Genomic DNA, 13,130 nt, shown 5'->3' on the forward strand with positions numbered 1-13,130 from the left:
TGGCCGTACCGTTGGCGCGGGCGTGGTTGCTAAAGTTCTCGGCTAATCGCTGATAACATTTGACGCAATGCGCATGAAAAGGGCATCATTTGATGCCCTTTTTGCACGCTTTCACATCAGAACCTGGCTCATCAGTGATTATTTTTGTCATAATCATTGCTGAGACAGGCTCTGCAGAGAGCGTATAATCCATAAAGGGATTAGCGTTTCGATTTGGCTCGCCTCGCAATCGCGGGGTGAAATTATTTGTAGAATTCTTCTGACAGGTTGGTTTATGAGTGCGAATACCGAAGCTCAAGGGAGCGGGCGCGGCCTGGAAGCGATGAAGTGGGTCGCTGTTGCCGTGCTGCTGATTGTGGCAATCGTTGGCAACTATCTTTATCGTGACATGATGCTGCCGCTCCGCGCGCTGGCAGTGGTGATTCTGATTGCTGCAGCGGGCGGTGTCGCGCTGTTGACGACTAAGGGTAAAGCAACCGTTGCTTTCGCTCGCGAAGCACGTACCGAAGTCCGCAAGGTCATTTGGCCGACTCGCCAGGAAACATTGCACACCACGCTGATCGTGGCTGCAGTGACTGCGGTAATGTCACTGATCCTGTGGGGGCTGGATGGTATTCTGGTTCGCCTGGTTTCCTTTATTACTGGCCTGAGGTTCTAAGATGTCTGAAGCCCCTAAAAAGCGTTGGTACGTCGTTCAGGCGTTTTCCGGTTTTGAAGGCCGCGTAGCAACGTCGCTGCGTGAGCATATCAAATTACACAACATGGAAGAGTTATTTGGCGAAGTTATGGTTCCGACCGAAGAAGTGGTTGAGATCCGTGGCGGCCAACGTCGCAAAAGCGAGCGTAAATTCTTCCCGGGTTACGTGCTGGTTCAGATGGTGATGAACGACGCGAGCTGGCACCTGGTGCGCAGCGTACCGCGCGTGATGGGCTTTATCGGCGGCACGTCTGACCGTCCGGCGCCAATCAGCGACAAAGAAGTTGATGCGATTATGAACCGCCTGCAGCAGGTGGGTGATAAGCCGCGTCCGAAAACGCTGTTTGAACCGGGTGAAATGGTTCGTGTTAGCGACGGTCCGTTTGCTGACTTTAACGGTGTGGTTGAAGAAGTGGACTACGAGAAGTCCCGCCTGAAAGTTTCTGTTTCTATCTTCGGTCGTGCGACCCCGGTAGAACTGGACTTTGCGCAGGTCGAAAAAGCCTAAGCAGCGATCAAAAAAGCGGCGATTTAATCGTTGCACAGGGCGCGAGATTGGAATACAATTTCGCGCCTTTTGTTTTTATGGGCCCGGCCCGTAAAACGAATTTTATTCACGGGGAGCCTCCCTGAGGCGCTATCACCCAATCAGAGGATTTTAGAATGGCTAAGAAAGTACAAGCCTACGTCAAGCTGCAGGTTGCAGCTGGTATGGCGAACCCAAGTCCACCAGTTGGTCCAGCTCTGGGTCAGCAGGGTGTGAACATCATGGAATTCTGTAAAGCGTTCAACGCCAAAACCGAATCCCTGGAAAAAGGTCTGCCAATCCCAGTCGTAATCACTGTTTACGCTGACCGTTCTTTCACTTTCGTTACCAAAACCCCTCCAGCAGCTGTTCTGCTGAAGAAAGCGGCTGGTATCAAGTCTGGTTCCGGTAAACCGAACAAAGACAAAGTGGGTAAAATTTCCCGCGCTCAGCTGCAGGAAATCGCGCAGACCAAAGCTGCCGACATGACTGGTGCCGACATTGAAGCGATGACTCGCTCAATCGAAGGTACTGCACGTTCCATGGGCCTGGTAGTGGAGGACTAAGAAATGGCTAAACTGACCAAGCGCATGTCCGTGATCCGTGACAAAGTTGATGCGACCAAACAGTACGACATCAACGAAGCTATCGCTCTGCTGAAAGAACTGGCAACTGCTAAGTTCGTTGAAAGCGTTGACGTTGCCGTTAACCTCGGCATCGACGCTCGTAAATCCGATCAGAACGTTCGTGGCGCAACTGTACTGCCACACGGTACTGGCCGTTCCGTTCGCGTAGCTGTATTTGCTCAGGGTGCAAACGCTGAAGCTGCTAAAGCTGCCGGCGCTGAACTGGTAGGTATGGAAGATCTGGCTGATCAGATCAAGAAAGGCGAAATGAACTTTGACGTTGTTATTGCTTCTCCAGATGCAATGCGCGTTGTTGGCCAGCTGGGCCAGGTTCTGGGTCCACGCGGCCTGATGCCAAACCCGAAAGTGGGTACTGTAACTCCTAACGTTGCTGAAGCGGTTAAGAACGCTAAAGCAGGTCAGGTTCGTTATCGTAACGACAAAAACGGCATCATCCACACCACCATCGGTAAAGTGGACTTTGACGCTGACAAACTGAAAGAAAACCTGGAAGCTCTGCTGGTTGCGCTGAAAAAAGCAAAACCAACTCAGGCGAAAGGCGTGTACATCAAGAAAGTTAGCATCTCCACCACCATGGGTGCAGGTGTTGCAGTTGACCAGGCTGGCCTGAGCGCTGCTGCAAACTAATGCCTTTACGTGGGCGGTGATTTTGTCTACAATCTTACCCCCACGTTTGCTAACGAAAGTTAGCGGCTAAAAGATTTGTTCGTTGGAGCCTGGCCTAATCCAGGCCTCCGTCGAAGACCGCAGGTGTTTCGCAAGAGACTTAATCCCCTGCGTAGACGGTGACAGAACGCTAAGATTATTTTTGGATACTCTGGCTTGTTTCTGCTCACCGTATTAAGACGCTCTTTCCGTTGGGGAGAGTGAAGTGAGTTCCGGAACATGAGTTCCGGCAAACATCCAGGAGCAAAGCTAATGGCTTTAAATCTTCAAGACAAACAAGCGATTGTTGCTGAAGTCAGCGAAGTAGCCAAAGGCGCGCTGTCTGCAGTAGTTGCGGATTCCCGTGGCGTTACTGTAGACAAAATGACTGAACTGCGTAAAGCAGGTCGTGAAGCTGGCGTATACATGCGTGTTGTTCGTAACACCCTGCTGCGCCGCGTAGTTGAAGGTACTCAGTTCGAGTGCCTGAAAGACACGTTTGTTGGTCCGACCCTGATTGCATACTCTATGGAACACCCGGGCGCTGCTGCTCGTCTGTTCAAAGAGTTCGCGAAAGCGAATGCAAAATTTGAGGTCAAAGCTGCAGCCTTTGAAGGTGAGTTGATCCCGGCATCGCAAATCGATCGCCTGGCAACCCTGCCGACCTACGAAGAAGCAATTGCACGCCTGATGGCAACCATGAAAGAAGCTGCGGCTGGCAAACTGGTTCGCACTCTGGCTGCTGTACGCGATGCGAAAGAAGCTGCTTAATCGCAGTTATCTTTATAAAGCATTTGCTTACGTATAAACTTATTCTGATTTTCAGGAACAATTTAAATGTCTATCACTAAAGATCAAATCATTGAAGCAGTAGCAGCTATGTCCGTAATGGACGTTGTAGAGCTGGTTTCTGCAATGGAAGAAAAATTCGGTGTTTCTGCTGCTGCTGCTGTAGCTGTAGCTGCGGGCCCGGCTGAAGCTGCTGAAGAAAAAACTGAATTCGACGTAATTCTGAAAGCTGCTGGCGCTAACAAAGTTGCTGTTATCAAAGCAGTACGTGGCGCAACTGGCCTGGGTCTGAAAGAAGCTAAAGACCTGGTAGAATCTGCTCCAGCTGCGCTGAAAGAAGGCGTGAGCAAAGACGACGCAGAAGCACTGAAAAAATCTCTGGAAGAAGCTGGCGCTGAAGTTGAAGTTAAATAAGCCAACTTTTCTGGTTGCAGCCTAAGTAATTAGGCTGATGGCTGGTGACTTTTTAGTCACCAGCCTTTTTGCGCTGTAAGGCATCAGTAGCATTTCACACTGTTTGACTGCTGATTGTCCTGACAATGCATGTTTCTATCGACGACTTAATATATTGCGACAGGGTGCTCGCTCTGTGTAAATCGCGACGAAATGATTTAAGCGTGATAGCAACAGGTATTGCGGAAAGTATTCAATTTTCCGGTCCACAAAATGGTGTTGCACAAACTGTCCCTTCGTCGGACAGATGGGTCGACTTGTCAGCGAGCTGAGGAACCCTATGGTTTACTCCTATACCGAGAAAAAACGTATTCGTAAGGATTTTGGTAAACGTCCACAAGTTCTGGACATTCCATATCTCCTTTCTATCCAGCTTGACTCGTTCCAGAAGTTTATCGAGCAAGATCCTGAAGGGCAGTACGGTCTGGAAGCAGCCTTCCGCTCCGTGTTCCCGATTCAGAGCTACAGCGGTAACTCCGAGCTGCAGTACGTCAGCTACCGCCTTGGCGAACCGGTGTTTGACGTTCAGGAATGTCAGATCCGTGGCGTGACCTATTCCGCACCGCTGCGCGTAAAACTGCGTCTGGTGATCTACGAGCGCGAAGCGCCGGAAGGCACCGTAAAAGACATTAAAGAACAAGAAGTCTACATGGGTGAAATTCCACTCATGACAGACAACGGTACTTTCGTAATCAACGGTACTGAGCGTGTTATCGTTTCCCAGCTGCACCGTAGCCCGGGCGTCTTCTTCGACAGCGATAAAGGTAAAACACACTCTTCCGGTAAAGTACTGTATAACGCACGCATCATTCCTTACCGTGGTTCATGGCTGGACTTCGAGTTCGATCCGAAAGACAACCTGTTTGTCCGTATCGACCGTCGTCGTAAGCTGCCTGCAACCATCATTCTGCGTGCACTGAACTATACCACTGAGCAGATCCTGGACCTGTTCTTTGAGAAAGTGATCTTTGAAATCCGCGACAACAAGCTGCAGATGGAGCTGGTGCCGGAACGTCTGCGTGGTGAGACCGCGTCGTTCGACATCGAAGCTGACGGCAAAGTGTATGTGGAAAAAGGTCGCCGTATCACCGCGCGCCACATCCGCCAGCTGGAAAAAGATGATATCAAACACATCGAAGTTCCGGTTGAATACATTGCAGGAAAAGTAGCCGCGAAAGATTACGTTGATGAATCAACTGGCGAGCTGATCTGCCCGGCGAACATGGAGCTGAGCCTGGATCTGCTGGCTAAGCTGAGCCAGTCTGGCCACAAACGTATCGAAACGCTGTTCACCAACGATCTGGACCACGGTGCGTATATCTCTGAGACTATTCGCGTCGACCCAACCACCGATCGTCTGAGCGCGCTGGTAGAAATCTACCGCATGATGCGTCCTGGTGAGCCACCAACTCGCGAAGCGGCGGAAAGCCTGTTCGAGAACCTGTTCTTCTCCGAAGACCGCTACGATCTGTCTGCGGTTGGTCGTATGAAGTTCAACCGTTCTCTGCTGCGCGACGAAATCGAAGGTTCCGGTATCCTGAGCAAAGACGACATCATCGAAGTGATGAAGAAGCTCATTGATATCCGTAACGGTAAAGGCGAAGTGGACGATATCGACCACCTCGGCAACCGTCGTATCCGTTCCGTAGGCGAAATGGCGGAAAACCAGTTCCGCGTTGGCCTGGTACGTGTAGAGCGTGCGGTGAAAGAGCGTCTGTCTCTGGGCGATCTGGATACCCTGATGCCTCAGGATATGATCAACGCCAAGCCGATTTCTGCAGCAGTGAAAGAGTTCTTCGGTTCAAGCCAGCTGTCTCAGTTCATGGACCAGAACAACCCGCTGTCTGAGATTACGCACAAACGTCGTATCTCTGCACTCGGCCCAGGCGGTCTGACCCGTGAACGTGCAGGCTTTGAAGTTCGAGACGTACACCCGACGCACTACGGTCGCGTATGTCCAATCGAAACGCCTGAAGGTCCAAACATCGGTCTGATCAACTCCCTGTCCGTGTACGCACAGACTAACGAATACGGTTTCCTTGAGACCCCGTACCGTAAAGTGACCGACGGTGTTGTAACCGATGAAATTCATTACCTGTCTGCTATCGAAGAAGGTAACTACGTTATCGCTCAGGCGAACTCCAACCTGGATGACGAAGGCCACTTTGTAGAAGATCTGGTTACTTGCCGTAGCAAAGGCGAATCCAGCTTGTTCAGCCGCGACCAGGTTGACTACATGGACGTATCCACCCAGCAGGTGGTATCCGTCGGTGCGTCCCTGATCCCGTTCCTGGAACACGATGACGCCAACCGTGCATTGATGGGTGCGAACATGCAACGTCAGGCCGTTCCAACTCTGCGCGCTGATAAGCCGCTGGTTGGTACCGGTATGGAGCGTGCTGTTGCCGTTGACTCCGGTGTTACTGCAGTTGCTAAACGTGGCGGTACTGTTCAGTACGTCGATGCATCCCGTATCGTTATCAAAGTTAACGAAGACGAGATGTATCCGGGCGAAGCAGGTATCGACATTTATAACCTGACCAAATACACCCGTTCTAACCAGAACACCTGTATCAACCAGATGCCTTGCGTGTCTCTGGGTGAGCCAGTTGAGCGCGGCGACGTGCTGGCAGACGGTCCGTCCACCGACCTCGGTGAACTGGCGCTCGGTCAGAACATGCGCGTAGCGTTCATGCCGTGGAACGGTTACAACTTCGAAGACTCCATCCTCGTCTCCGAGCGTGTGGTTCAGGAAGATCGTTTCACCACCATCCATATTCAGGAGCTGGCATGTGTGTCCCGTGACACCAAGCTGGGGCCAGAAGAGATCACCGCTGACATCCCTAACGTGGGTGAAGCTGCGCTCTCCAAACTGGATGAATCCGGTATCGTTTACATCGGTGCTGAAGTGACCGGCGGCGACATTCTGGTTGGTAAGGTTACGCCTAAAGGTGAAACCCAGCTGACGCCAGAAGAGAAACTGCTGCGTGCAATCTTCGGTGAGAAAGCGTCTGACGTTAAGGACTCTTCTCTGCGCGTACCAAACGGTGTTTCCGGTACGGTTATCGACGTTCAGGTCTTCACCCGTGACGGCGTTGAAAAAGATAAGCGTGCGCTGGAAATCGAAGAGATGCAGCTCAAACAGGCTAAGAAAGACCTGTCTGAAGAACTGCAGATCCTCGAAGCGGGTCTGTTCAGCCGTATCTATGCGGTGCTGGTTGCCGGTGGCGTTGAAGCTGAGAAGCTCGACAAACTGCCACGCGATCGCTGGCTGGAACTGGGCCTGACCGACGAAGAGAAACAAAATCAGCTGGAACAGCTGGCTGAGCAGTATGACGAACTGAAACACGAGTTCGAGAAAAAACTCGAAGCGAAACGCCGCAAAATCACTCAGGGCGACGATCTGGCACCAGGCGTGCTGAAGATTGTTAAGGTGTATCTGGCCGTTAAACGTCAGATCCAGCCTGGTGATAAGATGGCAGGTCGTCACGGTAACAAGGGTGTTATCTCTAAGATCAACCCGATCGAAGATATGCCGCACGATGCTAACGGTACGCCGGTAGATATCGTACTGAACCCGCTGGGCGTACCGTCTCGTATGAACATCGGTCAGATCCTGGAAACTCACCTGGGTATGGCTGCGAAAGGTATCGGCGACAAGATTAACGCCATGCTGAAGCAGCAGGAAGAAGTCGCGAAACTGCGCGAATTCATCCAGCGTGCCTACGATCTGGGTACCGACGTTCGTCAGAAAGTCGACCTGAATACCTTCAGTGATGAAGAAGTGCTGCGCCTGGCTGAGAACCTGAAAAAAGGTATGCCAATCGCAACGCCGGTCTTCGATGGTGCGAAAGAAGCTGAAATTAAAGAGCTGCTGCAACTGGGTGGTCTGCCAACGTCTGGTCAGATTACGCTGTTTGACGGCCGTACCGGTGAACAGTTCGAGCGTCCGGTAACCGTAGGTTACATGTACATGCTGAAACTGAACCACCTGGTCGACGACAAGATGCACGCTCGTTCTACCGGTTCTTACAGCCTGGTTACTCAGCAGCCGCTGGGTGGTAAGGCACAGTTCGGTGGTCAGCGCTTCGGGGAGATGGAAGTGTGGGCGCTGGAAGCATACGGCGCGGCATACACCCTGCAGGAAATGCTCACCGTTAAGTCTGATGACGTGAACGGTCGTACCAAGATGTATAAAAACATCGTGGACGGCAACCATCAGATGGAGCCGGGCATGCCAGAATCCTTCAACGTACTGTTGAAAGAGATTCGTTCGCTGGGTATCAACATCGAACTGGAAGACGAGTAATTCTCGCTCAAACAGGTCACTGGTGCCGGGTTAACCCCCGGCACCAGATTGTGCTAACTCCGACGGGAGCAAATCCGTGAAAGATTTATTAAAGTTTCTGAAAGCGCAGACTAAAACCGAAGAGTTTGATGCGATCAAAATTGCTCTGGCTTCGCCAGACATGATCCGTTCATGGTCATTCGGTGAAGTTAAAAAGCCGGAAACCATCAACTACCGTACGTTCAAACCTGAGCGTGACGGCCTTTTCTGTGCGCGTATTTTCGGGCCAGTAAAAGATTACGAGTGCCTGTGCGGTAAGTACAAGCGCCTGAAACACCGTGGTGTGATCTGTGAGAAGTGCGGCGTTGAAGTGACCCAGACCAAAGTGCGTCGTGAGCGCATGGGTCACATCGAGCTGGCGTCTCCGACCGCTCATATCTGGTTCCTGAAATCTCTGCCGTCCCGTATCGGTCTGCTGCTGGATATGCCGCTGCGCGATATCGAACGCGTTCTGTACTTCGAATCTTATGTGGTTATCGAAGGCGGGATGACGAACCTGGAACGTCATCAGATCCTGACTGAAGAGCAGTATCTGGACGCGCTGGAAGAGTTCGGTGACGAATTCGACGCGAAGATGGGTGCGGAAGCTATTCAGGCCCTGCTGAAGAGCATGGATCTGGAGCAAGAGTGCGAACAGCTGCGTGAAGAGCTGAACGAAACCAACTCCGAAACCAAACGTAAAAAGCTGACCAAGCGTATCAAACTGCTGGAAGCGTTCGTTCAGTCTGGTAACAAACCAGAGTGGATGATCCTGACCGTTCTGCCGGTTCTGCCGCCAGATCTGCGTCCACTGGTTCCGCTGGATGGCGGTCGTTTCGCAACGTCCGATCTGAACGATCTGTATCGTCGCGTGATCAACCGTAACAACCGTCTGAAACGTCTGCTGGATCTGGCTGCGCCGGACATCATCGTACGCAACGAAAAACGTATGCTGCAGGAAGCGGTAGATGCCCTGCTGGATAACGGTCGTCGCGGTCGTGCGATCACCGGTTCTAACAAGCGTCCTCTGAAATCTTTGGCCGACATGATCAAAGGTAAACAGGGTCGTTTCCGTCAGAACCTGCTCGGTAAGCGTGTTGACTACTCCGGTCGTTCTGTAATCACCGTAGGTCCATACCTGCGTCTGCATCAGTGCGGTCTGCCGAAGAAAATGGCACTGGAGCTGTTCAAACCGTTCATCTACGGCAAGCTGGAACTGCGTGGCCTGGCCACCACCATCAAAGCCGCTAAGAAAATGGTTGAGCGTGAAGAAGCTGTCGTTTGGGATATCCTGGACGAAGTTATCCGCGAACACCCGGTACTGCTGAACCGTGCACCAACTCTGCACCGTTTGGGTATCCAGGCATTTGAGCCAGTCCTGATCGAAGGTAAAGCTATCCAGCTGCACCCGCTGGTTTGTGCGGCATATAACGCCGACTTCGATGGTGACCAGATGGCTGTTCACGTACCGCTGACGCTGGAAGCCCAGCTCGAAGCGCGTGCGCTGATGATGTCTACCAACAACATCCTGTCTCCAGCGAACGGTGAACCTATCATCGTTCCTTCTCAGGACGTTGTATTGGGTCTGTACTACATGACCCGTGACTGTGTTAACGCCAAAGGCGAAGGCATGGTGCTGACTGGCCCGAAAGAAGCTGAGCGTATTTATCGCGCTGGCCTGGCCTCTCTGCATGCGCGCGTTAAAGTGCGTATCACCGAATACGAAAAAGATGAAAACGGCGAATTTGTTGCAAAAACCAGCCTGAAAGACACGACCGTTGGCCGTGCCATTCTGTGGATGATCGTACCGAAAGGTCTGCCTTTCTCCATCGTCAACCAGGCGCTGGGCAAGAAAGCGATCTCCAAAATGCTGAACACCTGTTACCGCATTCTGGGTCTGAAGCCGACCGTTATCTTCGCTGACCAGACAATGTATACCGGCTTTGCTTATGCAGCGCGTTCAGGTGCTTCTGTTGGTATCGATGACATGGTCATCCCAGAGAAGAAACACGAGATCATCTCTGAAGCGGAAGCCGAAGTTGCTGAGATCCAGGAGCAGTTCCAGTCTGGTCTGGTTACCGCGGGCGAACGCTATAACAAAGTTATCGATATCTGGGCAGCGGCGAACGATCGTGTATCCAAAGCGATGATGGATAACCTGCAGACCGAAACCGTGATTAACCGTGACGGCGTAGAAGAGCAGCAGGTTTCCTTCAACAGCATCTACATGATGGCCGACTCCGGTGCGCGTGGTTCCGCAGCACAGATTCGTCAGCTGGCAGGTATGCGTGGTCTGATGGCGAAGCCAGATGGCTCCATCATCGAAACGCCAATCACCGCGAACTTCCGTGAAGGTCTGAACGTACTCCAGTACTTCATCTCCACGCACGGTGCTCGTAAAGGTCTGGCGGATACCGCACTGAAAACAGCGAACTCCGGTTATCTGACGCGTCGTCTGGTTGACGTTGCGCAGGATCTGGTTGTGACCGAAGACGATTGTGGCACCCTCGAAGGTATCACCATGACCCCGGTTATCGAGGGTGGTGATGTTAAAGAGCCACTGCGCGATCGCGTTCTGGGTCGTGTAACCGCGGAAGACATTCTGAAGCCGGGTACTGCAGACATCCTGGTTCCACGCAACACGCTGCTGCACGAGCACTGGTGTGACCTGCTGGAAGCGAACTCTGTTGACTCCGTGAAAGTACGTTCCGTTGTATCCTGTGACACCGACTTTGGTGTATGTGCGCACTGCTACGGTCGTGACCTGGCGCGTGGCCACATCATCAACAAAGGTGAAGCAATCGGCGTTATCGCGGCACAGTCCATCGGTGAGCCGGGTACACAGCTGACGATGCGTACGTTCCACATCGGTGGTGCGGCATCTCGTGCGGCTGCTGAATCCAGCATCCAGGTGAAAAACAAAGGTAGCATCAAGCTCAGCAACGCGAAGTCTGTTGTTAACTCCGCAGGCAAGCTGGTTGTGACCTCTCGTAACACCGAGCTGAAGCTGATCGACGAATTCGGTCGTACCAAAGAGAGCTATAAAGTACCTTACGGTGCGGTTATGGCGAAAGGTGATGGCGAGCAGGTTGCCGGCGGTGAAACCGTTGCAAACTGGGATCCACACACCATGCCGGTTATCACCGAAGTGAGTGGTTTCATCCGCTTCACTGACATGATCGACGGCCAGACCATTACTCGTCAGACCGACGAGCTGACCGGTCTGTCTTCTCTGGTGGTTCTGGATTCTGCTGAACGTACTACCGGTGGTAAAGATCTGCGTCCTGCACTGAAAATCGTTGATGCTCAGGGTAACGACGTTCTGATCCCTGGTACCGACATGCCTGCGCAGTACTTCCTGCCGGGTAAAGCGATCGTCCAGCTGGAAGATGGCATTCAGATCGGTGCGGGTGATGCTCTGGCGCGTATTCCACAGGAATCCAGCGGTACCAAGGACATCACCGGTGGTCTGCCACGCGTTGCGGACCTGTTCGAAGCACGTCGTCCGAAAGAGCCTGCAATCCTGGCTGAAATCAGCGGTATCATCTCCTTCGGTAAAGAGACCAAAGGGAAACGCCGTCTGGTTATCACTCCAGTAGATGGCAGCGAACCGTACGAAGAGATGATTCCTAAGTGGCGTCAGCTCAACGTGTTCGAAGGTGAACGTGTAGAACGTGGTGACGTGGTTTCCGATGGTCCAGAAGCTCCGCACGACATTCTGCGTCTTCGTGGCGTACACGCGGTAACGCGTTACATCACCAACGAAGTACAGGACGTTTACCGTCTGCAGGGCGTTAAGATTAACGATAAGCACATCGAAGTTATCGTTCGTCAGATGCTGCGTAAAGCAACCATCGAAAACGCAGGCAGCTCCGAGTTCCTGGAAGGCGAGCAGGTTGAATACTCACGCGTCAAGATCGCTAACCGCGAACTGGAAGCGAACGGCAAAATCGGTGCGACCTTCTCGCGCGATCTGCTGGGTATCACCAAAGCGTCTCTGGCAACCGAGTCCTTCATCTCTGCAGCATCGTTCCAGGAAACGACTCGTGTCCTGACCGAAGCCGCTGTTGCAGGTAAACGTGATGAACTGCGCGGTCTGAAAGAGAACGTCATCGTGGGGCGTCTGATCCCAGCTGGTACCGGTTATGCGTACCATCAGGATCGTATGCGTCGTCGTGCTGCAGGCGAACTGCCAGCTGCACCGCAGGTGACTGCTGAAGATGCATCCGCGAGCCTGGCAGAACTGCTGAACGCAGGTCTGGGCGGTTCCGACAACGAGTAATCGTTGATGCCGTAAATAAAAAACCCGCCTCGGCGGGTTTTTTTACATCTGTAGGTTATCAGTTTACCAAAGGGATCCGACGATAAAGCTCAATCATATCGCCCGCCAGATCCTGAATGACCATCGCGTTCATCAGGTGATCCTGAGAGTGGACGGTGATCAGGTTAACCGGAAGTTTCCCGGTTCCTTCGTCAAGACCGATAAGCTGCGTCTGGATCGTGTGCGCATGCTTCACATATTCGCGCGACTCTTCCATCGCTTTTTCTGCTTCGTCAAACTCACCTTTACGCGCCATCTGTAACGCAGTCAGGGCCGCACTGCGCGCCGCACCTGCGTTGACCAGCAGTTCCATGATCGTGGTTTCTAAGTCTTCCATTATGACTCCAGAAGTTTGAGCGCTTTTTCCAGTACGGCATCGCCTTTCATCATGCCGTAATCCATCATGTCGATCACCGCGACCTTTTTACCCAGCGGCTCGGCCTGCGCCTGAAGTTTCGCCTGCTCGTATTTAACCTGTGGCCCCAGCAATACGATGTCGGCCGTCGCGATGTTGTCTTTAAACTCCGCAACCGGAACGGCTTTAATGGTGACTTCAACCCCTTTTTTCTGCGCGGCGTCTTTCATACGTTGAACCAGCATGCTGGTTGACATTCCCGCTGCACAGCATAAAACGATGTTCTTCATAATCAGCTGCATATTCGCACGGTGATCGATCGCCAGTTCGCACCGTAGTCGATCATGATTTCGCATCGTGTTCGATCGCG

General features: G+C 52.4%; 10 protein-coding genes. 8 read left to right on the forward strand and 2 right to left on the reverse strand.

Features of this window, described 5'->3' with window-relative positions:
- The first annotated feature begins 274 nt into the window (after nucleotides 1–274).
- The 8 genes from secE to rpoC all read left to right on the forward strand — a co-directional run bounded on the left by secE (nucleotide 275) and on the right by rpoC (nucleotide 12,366).
- Nucleotides 275–658 (forward strand): preprotein translocase subunit SecE, encoded by a 384-nt coding sequence (gene secE / locus DEO48_RS25835; RefSeq protein ID WP_014068449.1) that lies wholly within the window; start codon nucleotides 275–277, stop codon nucleotides 656–658.
- A gap of 1 nt (nucleotide 659) precedes the next feature.
- Nucleotides 660–1,205 (forward strand): transcription termination/antitermination protein NusG, encoded by a 546-nt coding sequence (gene nusG / locus DEO48_RS25840; protein ID WP_002438628.1) that lies wholly within the window; start codon nucleotides 660–662, stop codon nucleotides 1,203–1,205.
- Nucleotides 1,206–1,360: 155 nt separating this feature from the next.
- Entirely contained in the window at nucleotides 1,361–1,789 is a 429-nt protein-coding gene (gene rplK, locus DEO48_RS25845) for a 50S ribosomal protein L11 (protein WP_008503452.1), read from the forward strand.
- Nucleotides 1,790–1,792: 3 nt separating this feature from the next.
- Nucleotides 1,793–2,497, forward strand: a complete 705-nt coding sequence (gene rplA / locus DEO48_RS25850; RefSeq protein WP_006810530.1) for a 50S ribosomal protein L1 — start codon at nucleotides 1,793–1,795, stop codon at nucleotides 2,495–2,497.
- 291 nt (nucleotides 2,498–2,788) lie between these two features.
- Entirely contained in the window at nucleotides 2,789–3,286 is a 498-nt protein-coding gene (gene rplJ, locus DEO48_RS25860) for a 50S ribosomal protein L10 (RefSeq protein ID WP_003862338.1), read from the forward strand.
- 66 nt (nucleotides 3,287–3,352) lie between these two features.
- Nucleotides 3,353–3,718 carry a 50S ribosomal protein L7/L12 gene (gene rplL / locus DEO48_RS25865; protein ID WP_002445276.1) on the forward strand — a complete coding sequence of 122 codons (366 nt, stop codon included), beginning with the start codon at nucleotides 3,353–3,355 and terminating at the stop codon, nucleotides 3,716–3,718.
- 319 nt (nucleotides 3,719–4,037) lie between these two features.
- The gene (gene rpoB / locus DEO48_RS25870; protein WP_045357726.1) at nucleotides 4,038–8,066 is read left to right on the forward strand and encodes a DNA-directed RNA polymerase subunit beta; all 4,029 of its coding nucleotides are present in this window, start codon (nucleotides 4,038–4,040) and stop codon (nucleotides 8,064–8,066) included.
- Between the two features lie 76 nt (nucleotides 8,067–8,142).
- Nucleotides 8,143–12,366 carry a DNA-directed RNA polymerase subunit beta' gene (gene rpoC / locus DEO48_RS25875; protein ID WP_023309968.1) on the forward strand — a complete coding sequence of 1,408 codons (4,224 nt, stop codon included), beginning with the start codon at nucleotides 8,143–8,145 and terminating at the stop codon, nucleotides 12,364–12,366.
- A 58-nt stretch (nucleotides 12,367–12,424) separates the two neighbouring features.
- On the opposite strand, the gene DEO48_RS25880 is transcribed toward rpoC, so the two are convergent.
- Together DEO48_RS25880 and DEO48_RS25885 are read right to left on the reverse strand one after the other, a co-directional pair.
- Nucleotides 12,425–12,742 carry a PTS lactose/cellobiose transporter subunit IIA gene (locus DEO48_RS25880; RefSeq protein WP_008503455.1) on the reverse strand — a complete coding sequence of 106 codons (318 nt, stop codon included), beginning with the start codon at nucleotides 12,740–12,742 and terminating at the stop codon, nucleotides 12,425–12,427.
- On the reverse strand, nucleotides 12,742–13,050 hold the full coding sequence (locus DEO48_RS25885; RefSeq protein WP_023334100.1) for a PTS sugar transporter subunit IIB: 309 nt from the start codon (nucleotides 13,048–13,050) through the stop codon (nucleotides 12,742–12,744). Before DEO48_RS25885 ends, DEO48_RS25880 begins: the two co-directional genes overlap by 1 nt.
- Between the last annotated feature and the right edge of the window lie 80 nt (nucleotides 13,051–13,130).

The sequence above is a fragment of the Enterobacter sp. CGMCC 5087 genome, from assembly GCF_003144775.1.
In the GTDB taxonomy this organism is placed as follows: domain Bacteria; phylum Pseudomonadota; class Gammaproteobacteria; order Enterobacterales; family Enterobacteriaceae; genus Enterobacter; species Enterobacter cloacae_M.